Origin of the sequence: Pseudodesulfovibrio mercurii (assembly GCF_000189295.2) — a bacterium.
Lineage (GTDB): Bacteria > Desulfobacterota > Desulfovibrionia > Desulfovibrionales > Desulfovibrionaceae > Pseudodesulfovibrio > Pseudodesulfovibrio mercurii.
This window is the reverse complement of sequence record NC_016803.1, coordinates 1,241,156-1,264,990: the sequence shown is the minus strand read 5'-3', so window position 1 is coordinate 1,264,990 and position 23,835 is coordinate 1,241,156. Positions and strand designations below refer to the sequence as shown.

General features: G+C 63.5%; 20 protein-coding genes. 11 read left to right on the top strand and 9 right to left on the bottom strand.

What is annotated here, in order from left to right:
• Positions 1-10: 10 nt before the first annotated feature.
• Complete coding sequence (locus DND132_RS05905; RefSeq protein ID WP_014321798.1) at positions 11-1,339, bottom strand: citrate synthase; 1,329 nt, start codon at positions 1,337-1,339, stop codon at positions 11-13.
• Between the two features lie 388 nt (positions 1,340-1,727).
• Between DND132_RS05905 and DND132_RS05900 the strand changes: the two genes are divergently transcribed.
• The 3 genes from DND132_RS05900 to DND132_RS05890 all read left to right on the top strand — a co-directional run bounded on the left by DND132_RS05900 (position 1,728) and on the right by DND132_RS05890 (position 3,722).
• Positions 1,728-2,825: a 4Fe-4S dicluster domain-containing protein gene (locus DND132_RS05900; RefSeq protein WP_014321797.1), complete on the top strand. Its 1,098-nt coding sequence runs from the start codon at positions 1,728-1,730 to the stop codon at positions 2,823-2,825.
• Positions 2,815-3,276 (top strand): hypothetical protein, encoded by a 462-nt coding sequence (locus DND132_RS05895; RefSeq protein WP_014321796.1) that lies wholly within the window; start codon positions 2,815-2,817, stop codon positions 3,274-3,276. Before DND132_RS05900 ends, DND132_RS05895 begins: the two co-directional genes overlap by 11 nt.
• 110 nt (positions 3,277-3,386) lie before the next feature.
• Positions 3,387-3,722 carry a tRNA-binding protein gene (locus DND132_RS05890; RefSeq protein WP_014321795.1) on the top strand — a complete coding sequence of 112 codons (336 nt, stop codon included), beginning with the start codon at positions 3,387-3,389 and terminating at the stop codon, positions 3,720-3,722.
• 378 nt (positions 3,723-4,100) lie between these two features.
• Here the strand turns inward: DND132_RS05890 and DND132_RS05885 are convergent, their stop codons facing one another.
• The 3 genes from DND132_RS05885 to DND132_RS05875 all read right to left on the bottom strand — a co-directional run bounded on the left by DND132_RS05885 (position 4,101) and on the right by DND132_RS05875 (position 6,331).
• Positions 4,101-4,712, bottom strand: a complete 612-nt coding sequence (locus DND132_RS05885) for a nitroreductase family protein (protein ID WP_014321794.1) — start codon at positions 4,710-4,712, stop codon at positions 4,101-4,103.
• Between the two features lie 264 nt (positions 4,713-4,976).
• Entirely contained in the window at positions 4,977-6,032 is a 1,056-nt protein-coding gene (gene argC, locus DND132_RS05880; RefSeq protein ID WP_014321793.1) for an N-acetyl-gamma-glutamyl-phosphate reductase, read from the bottom strand.
• An 11-nt stretch (positions 6,033-6,043) separates the two neighbouring features.
• The gene (locus DND132_RS05875) at positions 6,044-6,331 is read right to left on the bottom strand and encodes a DUF1844 domain-containing protein (protein WP_014321792.1); all 288 of its coding nucleotides are present in this window, start codon (positions 6,329-6,331) and stop codon (positions 6,044-6,046) included.
• A 252-nt stretch (positions 6,332-6,583) separates the two neighbouring features.
• Between DND132_RS05875 and DND132_RS05870 the strand changes: the two genes are divergently transcribed.
• The 4 genes from DND132_RS05870 (at position 6,584) to DND132_RS18160 (ending at position 13,153) form a co-directional block, all read left to right on the top strand.
• A complete protein-coding gene (locus DND132_RS05870; RefSeq protein ID WP_238528339.1) occupies positions 6,584-7,825 on the top strand; it encodes an efflux RND transporter periplasmic adaptor subunit in 1,242 nt (413 codons plus the stop codon).
• A 3-nt stretch (positions 7,826-7,828) separates the two neighbouring features.
• Positions 7,829-10,981 carry an efflux RND transporter permease subunit gene (locus tag DND132_RS05865; protein WP_014321790.1) on the top strand — a complete coding sequence of 1,051 codons (3,153 nt, stop codon included), beginning with the start codon at positions 7,829-7,831 and terminating at the stop codon, positions 10,979-10,981.
• A 168-nt stretch (positions 10,982-11,149) separates the two neighbouring features.
• Positions 11,150-11,908 (top strand): substrate-binding periplasmic protein, encoded by a 759-nt coding sequence (locus DND132_RS05860; protein ID WP_238528337.1) that lies wholly within the window; start codon positions 11,150-11,152, stop codon positions 11,906-11,908.
• Positions 11,909-12,286: 378 nt separating this feature from the next.
• Entirely contained in the window at positions 12,287-13,153 is an 867-nt protein-coding gene (locus DND132_RS18160; RefSeq protein WP_014321788.1) for a hypothetical protein, read from the top strand.
• A gap of 62 nt (positions 13,154-13,215) precedes the next feature.
• Here DND132_RS18160 and polA read toward each other — a convergent pair whose 3' ends face one another.
• The 4 genes from polA to cbiR form a co-directional block, all read right to left on the bottom strand.
• The gene (gene polA, locus DND132_RS05855) at positions 13,216-15,882 is read right to left on the bottom strand and encodes a DNA polymerase I (protein WP_014321787.1); all 2,667 of its coding nucleotides are present in this window, start codon (positions 15,880-15,882) and stop codon (positions 13,216-13,218) included.
• Positions 15,883-16,041: 159 nt separating this feature from the next.
• Positions 16,042-17,037 (bottom strand): DHH family phosphoesterase, encoded by a 996-nt coding sequence (locus DND132_RS05850; protein ID WP_014321786.1) that lies wholly within the window; start codon positions 17,035-17,037, stop codon positions 16,042-16,044.
• A gap of 3 nt (positions 17,038-17,040) precedes the next feature.
• Positions 17,041-17,550: a bifunctional adenosylcobinamide kinase/adenosylcobinamide-phosphate guanylyltransferase gene (locus DND132_RS05845; protein ID WP_014321785.1), complete on the bottom strand. Its 510-nt coding sequence runs from the start codon at positions 17,548-17,550 to the stop codon at positions 17,041-17,043.
• Positions 17,547-18,395: a cobamide remodeling phosphodiesterase CbiR gene (gene cbiR, locus DND132_RS05840; RefSeq protein ID WP_014321784.1), complete on the bottom strand. Its 849-nt coding sequence runs from the start codon at positions 18,393-18,395 to the stop codon at positions 17,547-17,549. Before cbiR ends, DND132_RS05845 begins: the two co-directional genes overlap by 4 nt.
• Before the next feature lie 50 nt (positions 18,396-18,445).
• Here cbiR and DND132_RS18445 point away from each other — a divergent pair, with 50 nt between their 5' ends.
• Complete coding sequence (locus DND132_RS18445; protein WP_014321783.1) at positions 18,446-18,589, top strand: hypothetical protein; 144 nt, start codon at positions 18,446-18,448, stop codon at positions 18,587-18,589.
• Here the strand turns inward: DND132_RS18445 and DND132_RS05835 are convergent.
• Positions 18,586-21,684: a UvrD-helicase domain-containing protein gene (locus DND132_RS05835; protein ID WP_014321782.1), complete on the bottom strand. Its 3,099-nt coding sequence runs from the start codon at positions 21,682-21,684 to the stop codon at positions 18,586-18,588. The genes DND132_RS18445 and DND132_RS05835 overlap by 4 nt on opposite strands.
• Positions 21,685-21,779: 95 nt before the next feature.
• Here DND132_RS05835 and DND132_RS05830 point away from each other — a divergent pair, with 95 nt between their 5' ends.
• From DND132_RS05830 to DND132_RS05820, 3 genes are read left to right on the top strand one after another with little or no spacing between them, the layout of a single operon-like run.
• The gene (locus DND132_RS05830; RefSeq protein WP_014321781.1) at positions 21,780-22,250 is read left to right on the top strand and encodes a MarR family winged helix-turn-helix transcriptional regulator; all 471 of its coding nucleotides are present in this window, start codon (positions 21,780-21,782) and stop codon (positions 22,248-22,250) included.
• Entirely contained in the window at positions 22,247-22,759 is a 513-nt protein-coding gene (locus tag DND132_RS05825) for a hypothetical protein (protein WP_014321780.1), read from the top strand. Before DND132_RS05830 ends, DND132_RS05825 begins: the two co-directional genes overlap by 4 nt.
• The gene (locus DND132_RS05820) at positions 22,759-23,826 is read left to right on the top strand and encodes an efflux RND transporter periplasmic adaptor subunit (RefSeq protein ID WP_014321779.1); all 1,068 of its coding nucleotides are present in this window, start codon (positions 22,759-22,761) and stop codon (positions 23,824-23,826) included. The genes DND132_RS05825 and DND132_RS05820 overlap by 1 nt, the downstream gene beginning before the upstream one ends.
• The last annotated feature ends 9 nt before the right edge of the window (positions 23,827-23,835 follow it).

The following is a 23,835-nucleotide window of genomic DNA, read 5'->3' as shown; positions in this document are numbered from 1 at the left end:
GTCGGTTTCGCTAGAGCCGGGAATCCAGGGGGATGTAGGCCCTGGTCTGGCGGCCGGTGTATATCTGGCGCGGGCGGTGGATCTTGGTGGTGCCGTCCGCGTAGGCCTCGTACCAGTGGGCGATCCAGCCGGGCATGCGGCCGATGGCGAACATCACGGTGAACATGTTCACGGGGATGTGCAGGGCGCGCAGGATGATGCCCGAGTAGAAGTCCACGTTGGGGTAGAGCTTGCGCTCGATGAAGTAGTCGTCGCTCATGGCCGCGTCGGCCATCTCCAGGGCGATGTCCAGCAGCGGGTCGTCGTTGCCCGTGGATTCGAGCATGTCGTGGGCCGCCTGGCGCAGGATCTTGGCCCTGGGGTCGAAGGACTTGTAGATGCGGTGGCCGAAGCCCATGAGCTTGCATTCCTTCCTCTTGACCTTTTCGAGGTACTCGGGGATGGACGTGCCGCCCGCGTGGATGTGCTCGAGCATCTCGATGACCCCCGCGTTGGCCCCGCCGTGCAGCCGCCCCCACAGGGCGCAGATGCCCGCCGAGACCGAGGCGAACAGGTTGGCCTCGGTGGACTGCACCATGCGCACGGTGGAGCAGGAGCAGTTCTGCTCGTGGTCGGCGTGGAGCAGGAAGAACAGGGTCAGGGCGCGCACCTGGGCGTCGGTCGGCTCGAACTGGCGGTGCGGGATGGAGTGCATCATGTGCAGGAAGTTCCGGCAGTAGGAGAGCTTCGGGTCCGGGTACATGAACGGCAGCCCCTGGGCCTTTCGGTAGGACCAGGCCGCGATGGTCCGCACCTTGGAGATGATCTTGGCCGCGGCCCGCAGGAAGTCCTCCTTGGAGGTGATCTCCAGCAGGTCCGGATGGTAGCAGCCCAGCGCGTTGATCACGGCGGACAGGATGGCCATGGGGTGGCCCGTGGACGGGAACCCCTCGAAATGATGCCGGAGCCCTTCGTGGAGCAGCTCCTGCTCGCTCAGCAGGTCGCGGAATTGCTGGCGCTGGGCCCTGGTGGGCAGCTCGCCGAAGATGAGCAGGTAGGCGGTCTCGATGAAGGTGCCGTGCGCCGCCAGGTCCTCAATGGGGTAGCCGCGGTAGCGCAGGATGCCCTTTTCCCCGTCCACGAAGGTCACGTCGCTCTTGCACGACCCGGTGTTGGCATAGCCGGGGTCGAAGGTGATGTACCCGGTCTCGCTCCGCAGCCGGGTGACGTCGATGGCGTGCTCGTTTTCGGTGCCGATGATCACCGGCAGTTCATAGGTTTTGTCGTCGATAATGAGTTTGGCGGTCTTGGCGCCGGCGCATTTGTCGTCTTTGAGCATCTCGTTACCTCTGGAAGTCATACGTCAAGCCTCCCGGCCGTTGTCGGGTTTCGAAGGAAATTCGGTCGTCTGGCCTGGTTCCGGTCGGCCCTCGGAGGTCAGGCCGTACCATGCGATGGAAGCTTCCGATCAAGAATGGACTTACAATCCGAATGGAATACCTATAATAAAAAGGATTGCGGTGTCAAACGCTCTGTTGGGGAGTATGGAGACAAGTGCAATAATTACTGCGTGTTGAATTGAAAAATTGACTGGTTTGCGGCGTCCGCAACGGATCGTTTTCACGGGATTTCCGCCAAACCGGTCCCTCGGGGTTGACTTTCCGGATTATACCCCTATAGGGTATTTGCACGAAGGCCGGAAGGATGTCCGGTCCGCAAACAGCATCAACAAGAGGTTGCAAAGCGACATGGCAGAGAAGAAACATCGGACGGGGACCGTCAGCCGACGCGGGTTCCTCAAGGCCTTGGGCGTCGGTCCCGCCGGGGCGCTGGTTCCGGCCGCGCCCGTCCTGGCCGCGCAGGAGCGCGTGCCCGCCCCCTCGGACGGGGAGCTGGCCACCTTGCTCGACCTGTCCAAGTGTATCGGCTGCGGCGCCTGCGTCGAGGCCTGCCGCGAGTCCAACGCCGACAAGTTCCCGGAGCCGGTCAAGCCGTTTCCGGCCATGCTCCCGTCCCGCCGGGCCAAGCCCGAGGACTGGTCCGACCTGCGCGACGTGGACGACCGGCTGACCCCCTACAACTGGCTGTTCCTGCAGAACGCCCAGGTGGAGTACGAGGGACGGTCCTACGACATCAACATACCCCGGCGGTGCATGCACTGTCAGAACCCGCCCTGCGCCAACATGTGTCCTTTCGGCGCGGCCAACAAGCAGGTCAACGGCCTGACCCGCATCAGCCCGGACCTGTGCATGGGCGGGGCCAAGTGCCGGACCGTCTGCCCGTGGCACATCCCCCAGCGCCAGTCCGGCGTGGGTCTCTATCGCCACCTCATGCCGCGCCTGGCGGGCAACGGCGTCATGTACAAGTGCGACCGCTGTTACCAGCTCCTGGACAAGGGCGAGATGCCCGCCTGCATCGCGGTCTGCCCGGAGAACGTCCAGACCATCGGCCCGCGCGCCGAGATCGTGGCCCGGGCCAAGGCCCTGGCCAAGGAAATGAGCGGCTTCATCTACGGTCTGGAGGAGAACGGCGGGACCAACACCCTGTATGTCTCCCCGGTGCCCTTCGAGCTCATCAACCAGGTCATCGACAAGGACTCCGGCCCCGGCGCGGGCCAGAACTCCGGCAAGAACGGGGGCAAGAACGCCGGCAAGGGCAAGCAGGCCGGCAAGCGCAGCCCGCTGGGCCCCGGCAAGCCGCACATGGGCCCGGTCAAGGACGTCATGGCCGACGAGACCAACCTGGCCACGGCCGCGTTCATCGCGCCGGTGGCGGGCATCGCCGCGGGTGTGCTCGGCCTGGGCTCCAGGCTGCTGAACAACGGGGAGGACGACCATGAAGGCTAGACCCTATCCGGCCTGGATATCCCGGCTGTTTATCCTCCTGGTGGCCGCCCTGGCCTTCACCGGGCTCCTCCAGATGCCCCTGGCCAAGCGCTACGCCCTGACCACCATTCCGGGCATGGCCTGGACCGGCGATTTCTACCTGGTGCACAAGATTCACTACGTGCTCGGGGCCGCGCTCCTGTTCCTGGCGGCCCTGGTCCTGGTCAACTGGCTCAAGTCCTGGAAGCACCATTTGGCCCTGACCGGCCTGGGGCTGGCCCGCGCCGTGGTCGTGGGCGGCCTGCTCGTCTCCGGCCTGCTGCGCGTCTACCGCAACCTGCCCGGCGTGACCCTGGACCCGGCCGCCATCTTGACCATCGAGTGGACCCATCTCACCCTGGTAATGGTCCTGGGCGTGCTCGCCCTGGTCGCTCTGATCCGCCGGGCTTCGGCCTACGCGGTCCGTAAATAGTTCCCACACACTCCATTCCCATAGCCGGAAAGGGGGCCTTCGGGCCCCCTTTCTTGTGCCGTGCAAACATGGTACCCCCACCCGAACACACCGCAACCGGAGGACCCCCGATGGAAACCATATCCTGGAACGATTTCGAAAAAGTGGAACTGCGCGTGGGCACCATCGTCAAGGTCGAGCCCTTTCCCGAGGCCCGCGTCCCGGCCTACAAACTCCTGGTCGATTTCGGCGAGGACATCGGCACCCGCAAGTCCAGCGCCCAGATCACCGCCCTCTACAACCCCGAAGAACTTCTGGGCAAACAGGTCGTCGGCGTGGTCAACTTCCCGCCCAAACAGATCGGCCCCATGCGCTCCGAATGCCTCGTCACCGGTTTCTACCGCCCTGACGGCGTCGTCCTCGCCGTCCCCGACAAACCCTGCCCCAACGGCCTCAAGTTGGGATAGGAATGCCTCCGGCGGCCGGGGGAAGGGGAGAGGGAAACCCTTTGGAAAAGGGCTTTCCCTCTCCCCTTCCCCCGGACCCCCATCCCCTCTCCCTTCCTAAACTTTTCCTATCCGCTTCGCGGGGCGCAAGCACATAAAAAAGGCCTTCGACTCGGTGTTGAGTCGAAGGCCTTTCCTTCTTCAATTTTTCTGGAGCGATTCGGGTGCGCAGCACCCGACAGCGGCTCTCCGCGCTGGCACAAGGCTTTCGAGAGTGGGTCAGCTGTGCATTTTCTTCCGGCCGCGACAACCGCAGCGTAGCCGTCTACGTGAGGATTGGCGCGGCCGGAAAAAATGTGCAGATGGCCCGCTATCGGAAGCCGCTCCCCGTCCAAACGCCTACTTCAAAATCATCTCATCCACGGATTGGCGCCAGGCCTTGGGGTGGACGACTAAATCAGGGGTGCGGTGGCCCACGGCGATGAGCATGGCCAGCCAGTAGTTGTCCGGGATATTGAACTCCTTGCGCACCGCATCGCGGTCGAAGCCGTCCATGGGGTGGGTGTCCAGGCCATGGGCGCAGGCCGCGTACATGAAGGACATGGCGAACAGCCCGGCGTTCTTGGTGGCGAAGGCCAGGGAGGCGTCCGGGGAGCCTCCGTACAGGGCCTTGGCGGAGTTGACCAGGTAATCGCGCTGCTCCGGCTTCATGTTGTGCTTGAAGTGGCCTTCGAAGGTGGGGTTGCCTTCCTTCCAGCCGTCTTGATCGGCCAGGACGATGAGCACCACCGGGGCCTCGGTCACCTTGGCCTGGTCGAATGCCAGGGCGCGCAGGGCGGCCTTGCGTTCCGGGTCGCGGACGACCTTGACCTTCCACGGCTGGAGATTGAAGCTCGACGGGGCCTTGCCCGCCTCGGCCAGCACGGTGCGCAGCAGGTCGTCGGGCACGTCCTGGGAGGGATCGAAGAAGTTGATGGCTCTGCGCCGTTCAAGGATGTCGTTGAAATCCATATGTATATCCTCCGGATTGTCGGTCGGGGTGAAAATATCTCCCACCAATATAACCACTGCCGGAAAAAAGAAAAGGCCGTCTGAACGACGGCCTTTGATTTCCGACGGTGCTGTTGCCATTTACTTTTGTCTCCTCCCGCAGGCTGTGCAATAGCGTGCGAGTGCAAGGCGCGAAAAAACGGCAAGACCGAAGCGTACTCTTTTGTACGCGAGGGTTTGCCGTTTTTAAAGCAACGCAGCAATCGTGCGTTTTTCAACAGCCTGCTAGGGCATCATCGGGGCCATGGGCAACCCCTCGTCGATGTCCAGGCCGCAGATGAGGTTTGCGTTCATCAGCGCCTGGCCGGACGCGCCCCGGCAGAGGTTGTCGATGGCGGACAGGATGATCAGCCGGCCCGTGCGCGGATCGACCACCAGGCCGATGTCGCAGAAGACCGTGCCGCGCACGAAGCGGGTCTCGGGCAGCTGCCCCTTGGGCAGGACGCGGACCAGCGGCTTGTCGGCGTAGAATTCGGTGTAGGCGGCGTGCACCGCGTCCAGGGAGGTCTCGGCCCTGAGCTTGGTGTAGATGGTCGACAGGATACCCCGGTCGATGGGCAGCAGGTGGGTGCTGAACGAGACCGTGATGTCGGTCCCGCCGAGCTTGGAGAGTTCCTGCTCGATCTCCGGGGTGTGCCGGTGGGTGGGCAGGCCGTAGGCCCGGAAGGAGTCGGCCACCTCGCAGAACAGGTTGCCCACCTTGGCCCCGCGTCCCGCGCCCGAGGCTCCGGACTTGGCGTCTATGACGATGTCCGAGGTCTCGACCAGTCCGGCCTTGAGCGCCGGGGCCAGGCCGAGGATGGCGGAGGTGGGGTAGCAGCCGGGGTTGGCGATGAGCCGCGCGCCCATGATCCGGTCCAGGTACAGCTCGGGCAGGCCGTAGACCGCCTCCTTGAGCAGGTCGGCGCGGGTGTGCTCCACCTTGTACCAGGCCTCGTAGACCGCCTTGTCGTTGATGCGGAAGTCGGCGGACAGGTCCACCACCTTGACGCCCGCCTCGATCAGCTCGGCCGCGATCTCCATGGCGGTCTTGTGCGGCACGGCCAGGAAGACCACGTCGCATTCTTCGGCCAGGTCGGCGGCGTCGGGCTGGGTGATGACCAGGTCGCCCAGGGGCAGCCGGTTGAGAAAGGGGTAGATGTCGGCGAGCTTTTTGCCCGCCTCGGACCGGGAGGTTGCCCGGACCAGCTCCATGGAGGAGTGGTGGACCATGAGCCGGGCCAGTTCCATGCCGGTGTAGCCGGTGACGCCCACCAGCCCGGCCTTGATGATCTGAGACATTGGTTTTCCCGCTATTTAGTCTTGTTAACGTAGGCCATCCGCAGATTGTACACAATCTCGCACAGGAGCTTCTTCTCGTCCGCGTCCAGGCCGTTGTCGAATTTTTCCTTGAGCATGCCGAGCACGTCGATGGTGTTTTTGGCCAGCTCCTTGTTGAACTCGACCTTGCCCGAGCCCGGATCGGCGGCCTCGCCCAGGGCGACCAGCGCCGAGGACGACAGGGAGTAGATGAAGGTGGTGAAGTTGATGCCCAGTGGGATGCCCTTCATGGGGTTTTCTTTGCAGGTGTTTTCGCCCATTTTCCTCTCCGTGCTGATGAAATGCGGTTGTCGCTGACCGATAAGTACGGTTTGGCCGGGCCGGAGTCAATACGGGAGCATCGGTCGAACCGCGCCGTCATGACGCAACTATACGCATTCTGTGAAAATAACCGGTATACATACTTGCGCGAAGAGGCTAAGGTGGGCACAATTGCCCATGATGATGAGAGGAATTTTTTCACAATACCATAACGCAAGGTTTTCGAGATGGTGAGCTCAGTATTGCGTTCCGTGACGGTCAGTTGTGTCGTTCTGCTCTTTTCACTGGTCCTGGCCGGGTGCTCCGGCGACAAGAAGAAGGATCAGGCGGTCGAGCAGGAACCGGTGCCCATGAAGGTTGTCAAGGCCCTGACCCGCGACGTGCCCATCTGGGGCGAGTGGGTCGGCCAGATCAGCGCCCATGAGACCGTGGAGGTCCGGGCCAGGGTGGCGGGTTTCCTGATCAGGAAGAATTTCGAGGAGGGCCGGAGCGTGAAGCAGGGCGACCTGCTTTTCGTCATCGATCCCAAGCCGTTCGAGGAGGACCTGAAGCAGGCCCAGTCCGGCCTGGAATACAATCAGGCCCTCTACGCCAAGGCCGCCAAGGACTTGCAGCGGTTCAAGAAGCTTTTTGACGAGGGCGTCGTCAGCCGCGACGAGTACGAGAGCTACGAGACCCAGGCGGCCACCTACAAGGCCCAGCTGGCCGACAACAAGGCCAAGGTCGAGAACGCCCGCATCCAACTCGGCTACACCAAGATCTATTCGCCCATCGACGGCATCATCGGCCGCGTGCAGGTGGACGTGGGCAACCTGGTGGGCCAGGGCGAGAACACCCTGCTGGCGACCATTTCCACCATAGACCCGGTCTACGTCAGCTTCAACGTCAGCGAGACGGACTACATCCGGGCCATGCGCGACACGAAGGCGCGCGAATCCGGCGAGCGGCCCATCCACCTGATTCTGGCCGACGGCAGCGAGTATGAGGAGCCCGGCAGTTACGACATGGTCAACCCGACCATCGACCCGCAGACCGGCACCCTGGGCATCCGCGTGCTCTTCCCCAATCCCGGCGACCTGCTCAAGCCCGGCCAGTACGCCAAGGTCCGGGTGTGCGTCGCCAACAACAAGAACGCGGTGGTCATCCCGGTGCGCGCCATCATGGACGTGCAGGGCATGAAGTCCGTGTACCTGGTGGACCCGGACGGGACCATCAGGAACCAGCCCGTCAAGCTCGGCACCGAGTCCATGAACCTGGCCGTGGTCGCCGAGGGCGTCCAGGCCGGGGACATGCTCCTGTCCGAGGGCATCAACCGGGTCAAGCCGGGCATGAAGATCAAGCCGGTGGTGGTCCCCATGGATCCCGACGCCCAGCAGCCAGCGGCCCAGGGCTGTGAAGCGGGCGCGTCCTCGGCCCAGGACAGTGAAGAGAGCGTGCCCGCGCCCGTGCCCGCCGCCGGCGGACAGGACGGGGCCAAGACCGCGGCGGAGTAGCCCATGTTCGTCCGTTTCTTCATTGACCGGCCCATTTTCGCCTCGGTGGTGGCCATCATCATCCTGCTGGTGGGCGTACTCTCCCTGTTCGCCCTGCCCATCGCCCAGTATCCGCAGATTTCGCCGCCGTCGGTGTCCGTGCGCGCCACCTACACGGGCGCCGACGCCGCCACCGTGGAGCAGTCCGTGGCCGCGCCCATCGAGGAGCAGGTCAACGGCGCCCAGGACATGATGTACATGAAGTCCATCTCGGCCAACGACGGCTCCCTGTCCCTGACCGTGACCTTCCAGTTGGGCCGCGACCTGGAGCTGGCCACCGTGGACGTGCAGAACCGCGTCAACCTGGCCACACCCCAGCTGCCCCAGGAGGTGCGCAACACCGGCATCTCCGTGCTCAAGCAGTCGCCGGAATTCGTGCTCATCGTCTCCCTGACCTCGGACAAGCCGGAGTACGACACCCTGTTCCTGAACAACTACGGCAAGATCAACCTCTACGACGCGCTCCGGCGCATCGAGGGCGTTGGCGACGTGAACATGTTCGGCGACCTGGACTACGGCATGCGCCTGTGGCTCGACCCGGACAAGCTGGCCGCCTACAACCTGACGGTCAGCGACGTGATCAACGCGGTGGAGGAGCAGAACACCCAGGCCCCGGCGGGTCAGATCGGCATGCCGCCCACGCCCAAGGACCAGCAGTTCCAGATGACCCTGCGCGTCAAGGGGCGGCTGGCCGATCCCGAGGAGTTCGGCAACATCATCCTCAAGGCCGAGGCGGACGGGTCCACCGTGCGCATCCGGGACGTGGCCAGGGTGGAGCTGGGGGCCAAGAACTATTTCACCTTCGCCCGCCTGAACGGCAAGGCCAACGCCTCCATGCTCATCTACCAGCTGCCCGGGTCCAACGCCCTGGACGTGGCCAGCCAGGTGCGGGCGACCATGGAGGACCTGTCCCGGTACTTCCCGGAGGGGGTCCACTATTCCATCCCCTACGACACCACCCGGTTCGTCAACTCGTCCATCGAAGAGGTCATGTCCACCCTGTACGAGGCCCTGATCCTGGTCTTCCTGGTGGTCTTCATCTTCCTGCAGAACTGGCGCACGACCATCATTCCCATGGTCTGCGTGCCCGTCTCCCTGATCGGCACCTTCGCCCTGTTCCCCATGCTCGGGTTCTCCATCAACACACTGACCCTGTTCGGCCTGGTCCTGGCCATCGGCATCGTGGTCGACGACGCCATCGTGGTGGTGGAAGCGACCCAGCGAAACATCGACGAGGAGGGCATGACCCCCAAGGAGGCCACCAAGAAGGCCATGAGCGAGGTCACCGGCCCGGTCATCGCCAGCACGCTGGTGCTCATCGCGGTGTTCATCCCCGTGGCCTTCATGGGCGGCATCACCGGCCAGCTGTACAAGCAGTTCGCCCTGACCCTGTCCGTGTCCGTGGCCATCTCGTCGGTCAACGCCCTGACCCTGTCGCCCGCCCTGTCGGCCCTGATCCTGCGGCCGTACAAGCCCATCCGCGGGCCGCTCGGCTGGTTTTTCGACAAGTTCAACGCCACCTTCGACTGGGTCACGAAGCGTTACAACGCCGCCGTGGCGGCCATGGTCCGGCGCGCCTTCATGGGCGTGCTCGTGGTGGCCGTGCTTGTGGGGGCCTGCGGCGGGCTGTTCGCCATCCTGCCGTCCAGCTTCGTGCCGGACGAGGACCAGGGGTATTTCATCATCAACGCCTCGCTGCCCGAGGGCGCGTCCCTGGAGCGGTCCGACGGGGTCATGCGCAAGATCGAGGCCTACCTCAAGGACGCGCCGGGCATACACAACTACGTGGTGCTCGGCGGCTTCAACCTCCTGACCGGGGCGTACTCCTCGTACACCTCGGCGGTCTTCGTGGTCCTCGACGACTGGGCCGATCGGACCACCCCCGACCTGTCCCTCAAGTCCATCATGGGCAAGGCGCAGAAGGCGTTCTGGGGAATCCAGGAGGCGGTGGTCATGGGCTTTGCGCCGCCGCCCATTCCGGGGTTGTCCTCCACGGGCGGGCTCCAGTTCGAGTTGCAGGACCGTTCGGGCAACACCGTGTCCGATCTGGCCGCCGTGACCAGGCAGTACATGGCCGAGGCGTCCAAGCGTCCGGAGATAGCCAACCTGTTCACCACCTTCAGCGACAGCGTGCCGCAGTACTTCGTGGAGATCGACCGCGACAAGGTCAAGAAGCTCGGCGTGCCCATCTCCGACGTGTTCAAGACGTTGCAGACCTACCTCGGCGGCTACTACATCAACGACTTCAACAAGTACGGGCGCACCTACCGGGTCATGGCCCAGGCCGAGTCCCAGTTCCGCACCCGGCTTGAGGACCTGAACCGGTTCTACATGCGCTCCAACACGGGCCAGATGGTCCCGCTGTCCACCCTGAGCCACGCCAAGCGCATCACCGGCCCGGAGTACATCCAGCGCTACAACGTTTTCCGCACGGTGGAGATCAACGCGGCCACCCCGGCCGGGTATAGCTCGGGCCAGACCATGGCCGCCATGGAGGACGTGGCCCAAAAGAACCTGCCCGACGGGTACGGCTACGACTGGACGGCCATCGCCTACCAGGAGAAGGCCGCCGGGGGCCAGACCGGGCTTATCTTCGGCCTGGCCATCGTCATGGTCTTCCTGGTCCTGGCCGCCCAGTACGAGAGCTGGACCACGCCGTTCGCGGTCATCCTCTGCGTGCCGCTCGGCATCTTCGGGGCCATGTCGGCCCAGTGGATGCGCGGGCTGGACAACAACGTCTACGCCCAGGTGGGGCTGGTCATGCTCATCGGCCTGGCCGCCAAGAACGCGATCATGATCGTGGAGTACGCCAAGGACAAGCACGACTCGGGCATGTCCATCCTGGATGCGGCCAAGGCCGCGGCCTCTCTGCGCTTCCGGCCCATCCTGATGACCTCGTTCGCCTTCATCCTGGGCGTCATCCCCCTGGTCCGGGCCTCGGGCGCCGGTTCGGCCAGCCGCCACGCGCTCGGCACCTCGGTCTTCGGAGGCATGATCGCGGCCACGGTGCTCGGCGTGCTCGTTGTCCCGTCCCTGTATACCGCCATCCAGGGCGCGGGCTCGTGGATCGGCCGGTTCCTGCGGAGCGAGGGCATCGCCAACAAGAAGGAAGAATAGTCCGACATGGACGGATGGATTTGAAAAAGCCGCCTTCGGGCGGCTTTTTCATCCGCATGATTTTTCTCGTTGCGAGAGGCCGTATCTTGTTGACTGACCGTAAAAATCTGCTACCGTTGCAGCATGTTCCACTATTTCTTGCGAAGATTGTCCGGCCGTGCCGGACGGATGCGGGCGACCCTTTGCCTGGCCGCCGCATTGCTGGTCTTCGCTTCGGGAGCCCTGGCGGCCGAGCCGCTGAAGGTGGTCTATCCCGACTACTGGCCCTTCTTCACCCGGAACGACCAAGGGGTCATGACCGGTTTCTTCTACGACATCGTCCATGAGGCCCTGGAACGCCTGGGCATCGAGTCCACGTGGCGGACCTATCCGTGGAGCCGCTGTCAGGCCCTGGTCCGGGACGGCGAGGCCGACGCCATGATCACGGTGCCCACGGCCGAGCGGCTGGTCTACGCGGCCACCCACGACGATCCCTTCTACCTGAAGCAGCTCAAGGTCTTCACCACAGTGGACCACCCCAAGCTGGCCGAGATCCGCGCCATCCGCTCCATCGACGACATCCACCGCCTGGCCCTGGTGGTGGTCACCTACCACGGCAACGGCTGGAACGACAAATACATCCGCTCAAGGGGCATCAAGACCTACGACTCCCCGCTGCTCAAGAACGTCTGGCTCATGCTGGCCAACCACCGGGGCGACATCGCCATCGAGTGGCCCCTGGCGGCCTGGCCGCTCATCAAGGACGGCGGGGTGGCGGGCCGCATCGTGGAAACGGACGTCTCCCTGGAGGCCATGCCCTTCCACCTGCTCATCAGCCGCGCCTGCCCCTGTGCCGACCTGCTGCCCGAGTTCAACGAGGTCATCAAGCGGATGCAGGCAGAGGGCCGGATCGACGACATCATAGGGAAGTACGTGGTCCGGCAATAGCGGTCGCCGGGGTCCGCCTTCGAGCAAGAATGAAAAGAGAAGAGCAAGAGAGAAGAATAAAGGAAGGCCCCGCCCAGCGGGGCTTTTTCTTTGGAAGCGGAAGAGGGCAAGCCTGCGGCTTCCCGAAAGGCCGGGCCGCGGGCGGGAAAGCCGCTGCGCGGGCTACGCAAGCCGCTCCTAGCTTCCGCTCAGACCGTTCCGTTTCTGCTACAGTCGCCCGCTCCGCTCTCTCTAAGGTTCGAAGAACTGCTCCGCCGTTCCGTCAGTTCTAGGCCCGACGGAGAGATAACTGAAATAGATTTTTATACATAGTTTTTAAAATTAATTGGACATATAATTAAAAATCAACTACGTATAAATTAAAAAACGGTGGGATTTATGAGAATCAGATTGTATGCTCAGGGCGGAGATTTTGAAGGTAAACCGATTTTATCAGCAACTATTAGCCTTCTAAGTGGTCTTGAGACGACATCATATTATTGTCTTACTAAATCATTCGAAAAGTATTCTTCGTCAAAATATCGACTTCCACAGCCTAAAATTTATTTAGAAAAGTTGAAGCAGGGGTCGTTAGAAACACTTATCACATGCGATATACCTCAATTTGCAGCTTTGATCGCTCCAGTTATCAATTCATACTCTTGGGAGTTATTTTCAGCTACTTTTGAATATATTAAATTTGCAGTTGAGCATTTCAAGTTTACAGGTAAACCGTTAAGCCCAGAAATTGATAATTCGCCAAATTCAACAAATCTGATCGTTGTTAACAACGGCGAAATAACAGTAAATAATAGTGTATTACTGGCGGCTAATAGATTAAGCAAAGATATTACTGGGTTAGCTGAACAAATTGGAAGTAATGGTCCCAATTCAATTCTGTTTGAGAATATTGAAGACGAATCGCAAAGAGTTTTAGGTTCATTTTCTATCGATGAAAACAATTGTCAACTGTATAAAGTTAATGATGAGCAAAGAAAAGGGTCAGAAGAGATTGAAGTACAATGCCAAGTGTATAAGTTAAATAAAAAAACTAAGAATGGGGGATTAGAAATAGTAGATGATGAAGGAGAATCTAGAATAGTTCAATTTACTATTCATAAAGATGTTGAGAGTATGCGTGACTATGTTAATGCGATGAGCTGTAACCGGTCGTTTTTAAAAGGATTTCCTGAATACAAAATAAATGCTTTGGGTGAGAGCTCATTAATACATATAACGGCTACCGGAATAAAAAATATCACATAGATAGGCTGTCAGGGCCTTTTGGCTAGTTATATGGGAAAGTGTGAGTAAGCCCCCTAATTGTTCTAATGCGCTTCCGCCCAATTCTTCCCAACCCCCATATCCACCTTGAGCGGGACGTCCAGTTTGGCGACGGTCTGCATGATTTCCAGTAGGCGCCCGCCCGCTTCCTTGATGTTCGCTTCGGGGGCCTCGATGATCAGTTCGTCGTGGACCTGGAGGATGAGTTGGGCCCCCAGTTCGCGGAGGCGCTTGTCCTTGTGGGCCTGGACCATGGCCATCTTGATGATGTCGGCGGCCGAGCCCTGGATGACCGTGTTGACCGCCTGGCGGCGGGCCTGGGCCGAGAGCTGGTTGTTGCGGGAATGCAGCTCGGGCAGGAGGCGGCGGCGTCCGGCCAGGGTGGTCACGAAGCCGTGGGTCTCCGCGTCCTTGACCACCGTGTCGTAGTACGCCTTCAGGGTGGCCATCTTGGCGAAGTATTTTTCCGTGAATTCCTGCGCCTCGGTCTGCTTGATCTGAAGCTCGCGGGCAAGCTTCTGCACGCCCATGCCGTAGATCAGGCCGAAGTTGATGGTCTTGGCCCCGCGCCGTTCGTCGGGCGTGACCGCCGAGATGTCCTTGTCGTGGATCAGCGCCGCCGTGCGCGCGTGGATGTCCTCGTCGTGCCGGAAGGCGTCGATCAGCTCCGGGTCCTTGGAGAAGTGGGCCAGGACGCGCAGTTCGATCTGCGAATAGTCCGCCGCGGCCAGCATGTTGCCCTCGGCCGCGTTGAAACAGGCGCGCATACGCGGGCCGTGCACCCCCCGGATGGGGATGTTCTGGAGGTTGGGCTGGGAACTCGACAGCCTGCCCGTGGCCGTGGACAGCTGGTTGAAATGGGTGTGCAGGCGGCCGTCCTCGCCGACCATCTTGGGCAGCGGCTCCAGGTAGGTGGAGCGCAGCTTTTCGAGCATGCGGAATTCGAGCACCGCGTCCACGATGGGGTGCTGGTCGCGGATTTTTTCGAGCACCTGGTTGGCCGTCGAGCGCAGCCCCGTGGAGGTCTTGGACCCGGCCTTGATGCCGAGCTGGTCGAACAGGACCACGGCCAGCTGCTGGCTGGAGCGGATGTTGAATTCCTCGCCCGCGTACCCGATGATGGACCGGGTCAGTTCGTCCAGCTGCGCATTCACGTCATTGAGGAACGCCTGGAAGGCCGCGTCGTCGATGGAGATGCCCGCCCGCTCCATGGCCACCAGCACCGGGATGAGCGGGATTTCCAGCTCGCGCATGAGGGTGTTCAGGTGCGCCCCCTCCACCTGGCCCCGGATGCCGGTCATGTAGGCCAGGGCGGCCAGCCCCTGGGAGTGGGGATGCAGCCCGCGCGCGGCCTCGGCGAACTCCGGGCGGCCGTCCTGGAACATGGACTGGCGCAGCCGCGCCCAGGTGTAGTTGCGCGACTCGGGGTCGAGCAGGTAGGCGGCCAGGCTGAGGTCGAACCACTGGCTCGACAAAATGTAGCCCCACGCCGGGTCCGCGCGCAGCAGGTCCTGCACGCTCGGCGTGGCGATGATCGAGGCGTGCTGGACGGCCCGCACCAGCTCCCCGGCCGGACCGGCGTAGCGGTACTCCGCGCCGTTCACGCCCAGGAAGAAGGCGTCGTCCTCGAAGGTCAGGCCCACGTCCTCGCCGCCCAGGTCGGGCAGGTCGTCCACTGTGGCGGCCACGTTGACCTCCAGCGGCTGCTCCGGCTCCTTCTTGTCCGGTGCGGCCATGGTGTCGCCGAACAGGGAGAGCATGCCGTCTTTGGGCGTGGCCTTGGCCGCCTGCTTGACGGTCTCGGCCAGGGGGGCCTTGGGCGCGGCCGCCGTGTTCCTGGGCAGGAGCTGTTGCAGGCCGCGCAGCTCGTATTCCTCGAAATAGCCGTTCAGGGCGGACAGGTCCGGCGTCTGCAGCCGGAAGAAATCCAGGGCCTGCTCGCAGCAGTTGGTCTTCATGCGCGTCAGCTGGCGGTAGGTGAAGACCTGGTCCAGCTCGGGCTCGACCTTGGCGCGCAGCTTGTCGGGCAGGGAGGCCAGGTTGTCGCGCAGCTCCTCCAGGGTGGGGCCGGTGGCGGCGAATATCTTGCGCGCGGTCACCGGGCCGACGCCGGGGATGCCGGGGATGTTGTCCGCCGAGTCGCCGATGACCGCCTGGAAGTCCGGCCAGGTGGCGGGTTCCATGCCCTCGGCCTCGCGGAAGGAATCGAGGGTGTGGATGGTCTCCTTGCGGCCCATCTGGCTGACCATGACCACCTGGTCGTCCAGGCACTGCTTGATGTCCTTGTCCGTGGCCAGGATGATCACCGGGCGCTCCGCCTTGTAGCGGTCCGCCAGGGAGCATATGCAGTCGTCCGCCTCCACGCCCTCGGACACGAGCAGCGGGATGCCGAGCAGCCCCACGCCCCGGCGCACGGGCTCCACCTGTTCCACCAGCGGCTCGGGCATGGCCGGGCGGTTGGCCTTGTACCCGTCGTACAGCGCGTTGCGAAAGGTCGGCCCCTTGCCGTCCATGACGAAGCCCACGTGGAGCGGGTCCTCGTCCTTGAGCAGGTTCATGAGCACGCGCATGACCGTGTTGATGGCGTTGGTCGGAAACCCGTCCGAGCGCGACAGGTCGGCGCGGGCGTAGAAGGCGCGATAGAGCAGGGCGGTACCGTCGATGAGGTACAGCGGGTCCTTATCGAAATTGAGGCGTTCTTTTAACGACATTCGTTCCGCTCTTTTTTCGTTTTTTTATAGGAAAACAGCTGGCTGTTCCAGGGGGTTCGGGTGCAGGGCGCAAGAAAAAATCAGGGCCGAAGCGTATGGCGCGATACGTGAGGGGCTGATTTTTTCGCGGCAACGCGGCAATCGGGCCCGCTGGGACAGTCAGATTCTGCGGATGGGCGACTTGCGCCCGTGCCCGAGGCGCTTGAGCATGAAGATTTCCGGGTCCACGCCGTCCAGGGCGGACAGCTCCACCTCGGCCCGCGCGGCCTGCTTGTGCCCGCCCGCCGAGCCGAGCCCGTTCATGATTTTCTGGGCCATGGTGCCCATGTCGCGCCTGAGCCCGTCGCCCCGGAAGATGCACACCAGCTTGTCGTCCGCCGTGCCCGAGACCACCACCCAGGCCACGTTGTGCGCCCGGGTGAAGAAGTCGGCCACGATGACCAGGATGTCCGGGTTGTCCACGTTGCCGCAGTGGGCGAACAGCCCGTGGCCGATGCGCCGCAGGTTGTAGAAGGCGCGCGAGAAATAGCGCATCCAGTCCAGATGGAATTCGCTGCGGCTGATGCGGTTCATCAGCTTGGAGTCCGCGAACTTGCTCAGGTACTTGAAGGCGGCCATGTCCGCGTCGATGAACTCGCGCTCGAAGGTCCTGGTGTCGCAGCGGATGCCGTACATGAGCGCCGTGGCCAGCAGCTTGGCCGGGCGGATCTTCATGTTGTACAGGTACTCGGTCATCATGGTGCAGACCGCGCCGTACTTGGGCCGGATGTCCACGAAGTCGGCGCTGACCAGGTTCTCCTGCTGGATGGGGTGGTGGTCGATGACCACCGTGAACTGGAAGGGCTTGAATTCGGGGTTGTGGTGGGGTTGGGAATCCACCAGGGCGAATTTGTCGTACTGGGCCGCGAGGTTCGGGATGAGCTTCTGGGTGGGGATGCGGCAGTAGCGGATCATGGACAGGTTGTCCGGGCGCTTGATCTCGTTGATCTGCGCGATGGCCGCGGCGTTCACCCGCCGGGTCATGATCCGTTTGAGGGCCAACGCCGAGCCCAGTGCGTCCGGGTCGGCGTTGATGACGATCAGCCAGTTGTCTTCTTTCTTGAACAGGCCGAGCAGTTGATCGACCTGGTCGTCAAGTTGTCGGAAAAGTGCCACGTATTATCCCTGTTTCAGGGTTAACGGCAAGCCGGCCGCCACCAGGTACGCCTGGTCGGCCCGCACGGCGACAGCTTGGTTGAGCGCGCCGAGGCTCCGCACGAAGGCCCGGACCGCACTGCCTGCGGGCAACGGTCCAAGCCCTGTCTCACAGGAGACGAGTATCAAGTCCGTGGAGCCCCAGTCGTTGAGAACTCCGAGGAATTCCGCAACATTGTCCGGCTCGCATCCGGCCTCGCCGCAGGCGAACAACCAGTAGTCCAGGCTGTCCACCAGAATGGCCGGAAACGAGAATTTAGCCTTTTGAAGCCGTTGAGGCAAGTCCTCGGCCGTTTCCATCACTTCGATTTCCGGCCCCCGGCTGACCCGGTGTCGGCGTATCTGCTCGCGAAATTCCATGTCCCGTGCCTTGCCCGTGGCCACGAACAGGGCCGGACCGGGGCATCGGGCCAATAAATCGAGGGCGAAATCGGATTTTCCGGATTTGTTGCCGCCGAGCACCAATGTGATCATTTTTTTTCGCTCCAGTCGGCAAACCATCGGCCCAGGAGGTCCAGGGAGTCGAACAGCTCCTCCTTGCGAAAGAGTTCGATGGTCACGGTGAAGTCCGACGCCCGGTCGAGCATGGCCCGCAGCAGGACCTGGCCCACGGGGTCCAGCTCGCGCAGGGGCCAGTGGCGCATGTCCCGTTCGGCCCCGTAGATGTGGAGCATACGCACCCGGTCCCACAGGCCGGGCAGTTGCAGGATGTCGCGCTGGCCGTAGGCCTGGATGTGGCCGATGTCCAGGCAGGCCGAGTAGCCGCCCTCGACCACCTCGTCCCAGACCCGGGTCAGGTTGCACTGGCCCACGTTCTCGATCAGGAAGCGGGCCGGGTCCACGCCCTTGTCGCGCAGCCGGTCGGCCAGGGGCAGGAGCATGTCCGGCGCGGTCGGCGGATGGAGCACGTAGACCCGGGGCGAGACCGGGGCGAGCTTGTCCACCAGCCCGTCGATCTTTCGCCACACGGTCTCGAACCCGGCCTGCCACGGCAGGTCCAGCGGCATGTGCACGTGCCAGGTGCAGGGCAGGTCGGCCAGGCTCGGGGGCATGTCCTCCTCGGTGTAGGCCAGGCAGGCCTCGGTCTCGAAGAAGAGGATGGCGATTTCCGGGAAATAGTCGGCCAGGAACACGCTGTTCTCGGCCAGGCCCGCGCGTAGCACGGACGAGGGAGCGGCCAGGGGGAAGGGGAAGCGCACGCCCCATTTTTCCTCCACCTGGCGCACGGACAGGGTGTCGGAACCGGCATGTTTTTGCCGGTCTGGTCCGGGGGCGGGCGGGGAACCCGCCGGTTTTGTTGACTTGGGATTTCGGGGCATGGTTATTGCTGGATTATTTGGACGATGAACGATTTGCCGAGGTTTCGCATATGACCACGTTTCGCGAATATTGCCAACACAGGTTCAACCCCCTGCATGTCTTCTGCCGGTTGCGCCGCCTCGGCCTGCCGCGCGCCGCGGCCCGCAACGTTTGCTGGGTCTACGAGCGCGGGCTGTACCGCCTCCTGCTCTAGTCGAGCAGGCCGAGCTGTTTTTCCTTGGTCACCTTGCGCGCGGCCAGTGTGGATCGGGTCAGGAGGTTCTCGGGGATTTCCCGCAGGTAGCGCGACCTCGGCAGGATCAGGGTCTTGCCGAAGAGCTGCCGCTGGCCGGCGTGGCTGAGATAGAGGTTGCGCCGGGCCCTGGTCATGCCCACGAACATCAGCCGACGCTCCTCGAAGAACCGCTGGCCCCGGCCCGGGGTCAGGGTGACCTTGGCGGTGAGCAGGTCCATGCCCGCGAAGGGCAGGATGCCCTCTTCGCAGGCGGGCAGGAACACGGCCTCGAATTCCAGCCCCTTGGACGCGTGCAGGGTCATGATCTGGACCTTCTCGGCGGTCTTGCGGACCAGCTCCAGCTCGGTCTGGAGGGACACCCAGTTGACCAGTCCCTGCCAGCCGCCGCGTCGGTCGAACTCCTTCTTGAGTTCCTTGAACTGGCGGCTTTCCCAGAAGAACTGGTCGAACGGCGGGGTCTCGCTGAGAAAGGCGGCCAGCCCCACCGGGCCCTTGGCCAGGATGTGGTCCGGGATCTCGATGGTGTCCTCCACGCCGGACAGGGTCATGCCCAGAAAATGCTCGGCGGCCTTGAGGATGGCGGCCACGCGCGGCTCCTGCCAGAACCCTTCCAGCTCCGGGGTGGAGACCGGCACGCCCGCCCGCTTGAGGGCCTTCTCGTAGACCGGGATGAGCGCCTTGAAGCGGACCAGCACCGCGATGTCGCCCGGCGCCAGATCGCCCGCCCCCTCGCTGTCCACGATGGAGTGGCTGGTGGCCCCGATGAGCCCCTTGATCTTGTCGCTGATCCAGGTGGCTTCGCGCATGGCGTCCGGGGCCTCGAACAGGTGCATGGTCGCGTCCACGTCCCTGCGTGCGATCAGGCGCGGGGAGTCCGGGAAAAGATTGCCCGCCCCGTCCAGGATGACCTGGCCCGAGCGGTAGTTGTCGGTCAGGGTGACCTGCTCCATGTTCGGCCAGAGCCCGTTCAGGTGCGTCTGGACGTCGCTCACGGCCCCCCGGAACCCGTAGATGGACTGCTTGGGGTCGCCGATGCAGAACAGCCCTTCGCCGGACGCACCGGCGATGCCCCGGACCACGGCCAGTTGCAGGGGGGTGAGGTCCTGGACCTCGTCCACCAGCACGTGGGCGTAGGGCATGTGGAAGGTCGGCGCGCCGGACTGTTCGAGCATGAATTCCAAAAGGTCCGTGTAGTCCACCAGGTCCCAGTGGTTCTTCTGGTTGCCGTAGTTGATATGGGCGTCGGCCAGGTCGGCGGGCAGCTCGGTCAGCTGCTCGCGGGCCAGGATGTACTTGGTCCAGTAGTGGTCCAGGTTCTTGCCCGCGAACTCGGGATTGACCTCGGCGAAGAGCTTCTTGGCCGCGATCTCGGGGACCACGATGGGCGTCTCGGAGTAGGCGTGCTTCCAGTAGTCGAAGCACAGGGAATGGAGGGTCCCGGCCTGGGGCATGTCCGCGTTCTCGCCGCGCAGGGCGCGCAGCCTGTCGCGCAACTCCTGGGCCGCCCGCCGGGTGAAGGTCAGGGCCAGGATGCGCTTGGGGTTGACCCCCTCGTCCATGAGCCGCTCCACCCTGCCCATGAGGGTCTGGGTCTTGCCCGTGCCGGGGCCCGCCAGGACGAGCACCGGGCCGGGACCGGCGTCGATGGCCGCCTGCTGGGCGTCGTTGTAGGCCAGGGGCACGGCCTCGACCTTGGGCCGGGAGACCACGCGGCAGGGCGCGGTCAGGCCGGGATCGGGCCGGGTCTCGGGCCGGGGGATGTGGATCAGGGTGGCCCCGTTCTTGATCTGGGCGCGCTCCTTCTCGGAGAAGACCGAGATGACCCCGTACTCGCCGTCGAACCCGGCCTTGCGGATGACCTGGCCGTCGCGCATGCGGGTCAGGCCCTCGGCCAGGTGGCAGGAAAAGCGGCTCAGGTCCTCGGCGGGCACCCGCTGGAGGATGTCCAGCTCGTTGCCGAACTCGAGGATGAGCTTCATGTACAGGTGGTTGACCTTCTTGGACCCCGCGCCCACGCCGAGAACCTCCGACAGGATTTCCTTGAGCGGGATGAGCGAGACAAAGCCGGGCGCGCCCGAGGGCTGGACCGGCTCTTCGCGGTCGGCCAGCTCCAGGATGCGGTTGTACACGCCCACGGTCACGGGCTTGCCGCAGACCGGGCAGATGCCGTCCCGGGCGATGGTCTCGTGGGGGTCCATGACCACGCCGCACTTGCGGTGGCCGTCCATGTGGTATTTGCCTTCCTCGGGGAAGAACTCCACGGTGCCGAGAAATTTGTGGCCCAGCCCCTCGCCGCGCAGGGCACGGTAGATGCCCTCGTAGGAAATTTCGCCCCGGAACAGGTTGGCCTCGCGGCCGAGCTTTTCGCCGGAGTGGGCGTCGGAGTTGGAGATCAGCCGGATGCGGTCCAGCTCGGACCAGGTCCAGTTCATCTCGGGGTCGGAGGACAGCCCGGTCTCCATGGCGAAGATCTCCTCGGCATAGTCGCCGAAGCACTCGCGGATGGAGTCGAAGCCGGACTTGGAGCCGAACAGGGAGAACCACGGGGTCCAGATGTGCGCCGGGACCAGGAAGGCCTGGGGGTGGGTCTCCAGGACCATGTCCAGGAGGTCGCGGGAGTCCAGGCCGAGGATGGGGCGGCCGTCCGAGGCCAGGTTGCCCACCTGGGCGAGCTTCTCGTTGAACCTTCTCACCGCGTCGAGGTTGGGCATGTAGACCAGATTGTGGACCTTGCGGACCTTGCCGCCGCGCTTGTAGATGGAACTGATCTCCGTTTCGAGCATGAACCGGGTCCGGCCGGGGATCTCCCCCTCGAACTCCGGGATCTCCTTTTCCAGCCCGTCGGGCTCCCTGAGGACGAACAGACCCTTGCCGTTGTCCTCCAGCTGCTCCTCGATTTCGGCCAGCCATTCGGGGTGGGTGAAGTCGCCCGTGCCCAGCACCGAAAGTCCCTTCATGCGTCCCCAGGCGGCCAGGTTCCGGATGGTCAGGTTCTTGCTGGTGGCGCGCGAAAAACGGGAGTGGATGTGCAGGTCGGCGGTGAATCTTTCCATGGGGTGAACAGTATAGGCATCCTCCTATTATTGCAACCCGTGTACCCGCCCAAAATGGGTTGACGCATGTGTTTGTTGCAGATACAACAATCGCCATGTTTCTCGAACGATTGAATCCGAGGGAGTCCATCGGCTTCCTTGCATGGAAGGTGGCCCGCATCTTCGCCAACGACCTTGCCGCCCGCTTCGCCGAAGCCGGGGTCAAGGTCACGGTGGAGCAATGGCGGGCCTTGTTGCCGGCGTACAAGGCCGACGGCCTGACCCAGGGAAAGCTGTGCGACATGCTCTCCCAGGAGAAGACCGGGGTCAGCCGGCTGGTGGCGGCTCTGGAAAAGCAGGGGCTGCTGCGCCGCGAATCCGGGGACGAGGACCGGCGGGTGAAGTACATCTACATCACGGACAAGGGTCGTGAGCTGGTGGACTTCACCCTGGAGATCGTCCTGGAGAGCCGGACGGCGATCACCAGGCACCTGGACCCCGAGGAGTTCGCGGTGTGCAAACGGGTCCTGTGGCAGATCATCGAACCCCACCTGGACGCAACCTGTTGCCTCAAGGACGGCTCATGATGAAACTCGGGACCACGGGACAAAAGTGGCTGAAGGGGCTGCACATCTGCGCGGCGGCCTGCTGGGTCGGCGGCGGCGTGGCCCTGATCCTGCTCTATTTCCTCAAGCCGGGCGTGACGGACGGGGGCGTGCTCTACGGCATGAACCAGGCCATCCACCACGTGGACACCTTTGTGGTCGTCATCCCCGGCGCCTTCGGCTGCCTGCTCACCGGGCTGGCCTATTCCCTGTTCACCGGATTCGGATTCCTCAAGCACGGCTGGGTCATCCTCAAGTGGGTGGTCACGGTCTCGGCCATCGTTTTCGGCACGGTCTGCCTCGGGCCGTGGGAGCGGGCCATGATGGACATTTCGGGCGCCCTCGGCATCGGCGCCCTGGGCGACGCCGCCTACCTGTACAACGAAAGGATGAACTTCATCTGGGGACTGGTCCAGGTGGCCATCCTGCTGGCCACGGTTTTCATATCCGTCTTCAAGCCTTGGAAAAACATAGGAAAAAAGGGAGCGTGATGGTGAGAGTCCTGGAGAGTGCGGCAGTCTTTTGTCTGGCGGTCCTGCTGGCCGCCACGGCCTTCGCTCAGGGGGGCGAGCGGCCGCCGTCCCCCGTGGTCACGGCCAAGGTCACCAGCGGGGACATGGCCCCGGAGACCGAGTTCATCGGCACGGCCTATTTTTCCGAGATATCCAACGTGGCCGCCGAGGTCGAGGGCAAGGTCGTGTCCCTGGACGTGGAGGACGGCCAGCGGGTCAAGCGGGACGCGCCCCTGTTGACCCTGTCCTCGGACATCCTGGACAGCAGCATCGCCAACGCCCGCGCCCTCGTGGACCAGGCCCAGGCCGACTTCGAGCTGGCCAAGCGCGAGAACGAACGGACCACCAAGCTGTTTCAGAGCCGCACCGTGGCCGAGGGCGAGTACGATTCCAAGCGGCTGGCCGCCCTGTCCTCCGAAAAGAAGATGATCGCGGCGAAAGCCATCCTCAACCGGCTGCTCACCGAGCGCGGCAAGAAGACCATCCGCGCCCCCTATGACGGCGTGGTCCTGGAGCGCAAGGTCTTTCGCGGCGACTGGGTCTCCGTGGGCTCCGTGGTCACGGTCATGGCCCGGGACGAGGACTTCGACGTGGTCGTCAACGCCCCGCGCGAGGCTTTCGGCGTGGTCAGCCCCGGTCTTGAGGTGACCGTCAAGGTGGCGGGCAAGGAACTGCCCGGCGCGGTCTTCGCGGTCATCCCCAAGGGCGACGTGGCCACCCGCACCTTCCCGGTCAAGATCCGCGTCCACAACGACGGCTCCCTGGCCGAGGGCATGGAGGCGCGCGTGGTCCTGCCCAAGGGGCTGGGCGGCAAGACCATGATCGTGCCCCGCGACGCGATCATCTCGACCCGCGGCCAGGTGGTCGTCTGGGTCGTGGCCGACGGCAAGGCCGTGCCCATGCCCGTGTTCGTGGTCGGCTACCGGGGGCTGGAGGCGGGCGTCAAGTCCAAGACCCTGCAGGAGGGCATGGACGTTGTGGTCAAGGGCAACGAGCGGCTTCAGCCGCAGCAGCCCGTGGCCGCGCAACCCGTGAAACAGCCGTAGGGGGTCCAC

What these genes read in the sequence shown, in the direction of transcription:
- polA (WP_014321787.1), bottom strand. Translation starts at nt 15,882, where the DNA reads ATGTCGTTAAAAGAACGCCTCAATTTCGATAAGGACCCGCTGTACCTC.
- DND132_RS05825 (WP_014321780.1), top strand. Translation starts at nt 22,247, where the DNA reads ATGATGAAACTCGGGACCACGGGACAAAAGTGGCTGAAGGGGCTGCAC.
- DND132_RS05890 (WP_014321795.1), top strand. Translation starts at nt 3,387, where the DNA reads ATGGAAACCATATCCTGGAACGATTTCGAAAAAGTGGAACTGCGCGTG.
- DND132_RS05905 (WP_014321798.1), bottom strand. Translation starts at nt 1,339, where the DNA reads ATGACTTCCAGAGGTAACGAGATGCTCAAAGACGACAAATGCGCCGGC.
- DND132_RS18445 (WP_014321783.1), top strand. Translation starts at nt 18,446, where the DNA reads ATGACCACGTTTCGCGAATATTGCCAACACAGGTTCAACCCCCTGCAT.
- DND132_RS05860 (WP_238528337.1), top strand. Translation starts at nt 11,150, where the DNA reads ATGCGGGCGACCCTTTGCCTGGCCGCCGCATTGCTGGTCTTCGCTTCG.
- DND132_RS05830 (WP_014321781.1), top strand. Translation starts at nt 21,780, where the DNA reads ATGTTTCTCGAACGATTGAATCCGAGGGAGTCCATCGGCTTCCTTGCA.
- DND132_RS05875 (WP_014321792.1), bottom strand. Translation starts at nt 6,331, where the DNA reads ATGGGCGAAAACACCTGCAAAGAAAACCCCATGAAGGGCATCCCACTG.
- DND132_RS05845 (WP_014321785.1), bottom strand. Translation starts at nt 17,550, where the DNA reads ATGATCACATTGGTGCTCGGCGGCAACAAATCCGGAAAATCCGATTTC.
- DND132_RS05835 (WP_014321782.1), bottom strand. Translation starts at nt 21,684, where the DNA reads ATGGAAAGATTCACCGCCGACCTGCACATCCACTCCCGTTTTTCGCGC.
- cbiR (WP_014321784.1), bottom strand. Translation starts at nt 18,395, where the DNA reads ATGCCCCGAAATCCCAAGTCAACAAAACCGGCGGGTTCCCCGCCCGCC.
- DND132_RS05820 (WP_014321779.1), top strand. Translation starts at nt 22,759, where the DNA reads ATGGTGAGAGTCCTGGAGAGTGCGGCAGTCTTTTGTCTGGCGGTCCTG.
- argC (WP_014321793.1), bottom strand. Translation starts at nt 6,032, where the DNA reads ATGTCTCAGATCATCAAGGCCGGGCTGGTGGGCGTCACCGGCTACACC.
- DND132_RS05885 (WP_014321794.1), bottom strand. Translation starts at nt 4,712, where the DNA reads ATGGATTTCAACGACATCCTTGAACGGCGCAGAGCCATCAACTTCTTC.
- DND132_RS05900 (WP_014321797.1), top strand. Translation starts at nt 1,728, where the DNA reads ATGGCAGAGAAGAAACATCGGACGGGGACCGTCAGCCGACGCGGGTTC.
- DND132_RS05865 (WP_014321790.1), top strand. Translation starts at nt 7,829, where the DNA reads ATGTTCGTCCGTTTCTTCATTGACCGGCCCATTTTCGCCTCGGTGGTG.
- DND132_RS18160 (WP_014321788.1), top strand. Translation starts at nt 12,287, where the DNA reads ATGAGAATCAGATTGTATGCTCAGGGCGGAGATTTTGAAGGTAAACCG.
- DND132_RS05895 (WP_014321796.1), top strand. Translation starts at nt 2,815, where the DNA reads ATGAAGGCTAGACCCTATCCGGCCTGGATATCCCGGCTGTTTATCCTC.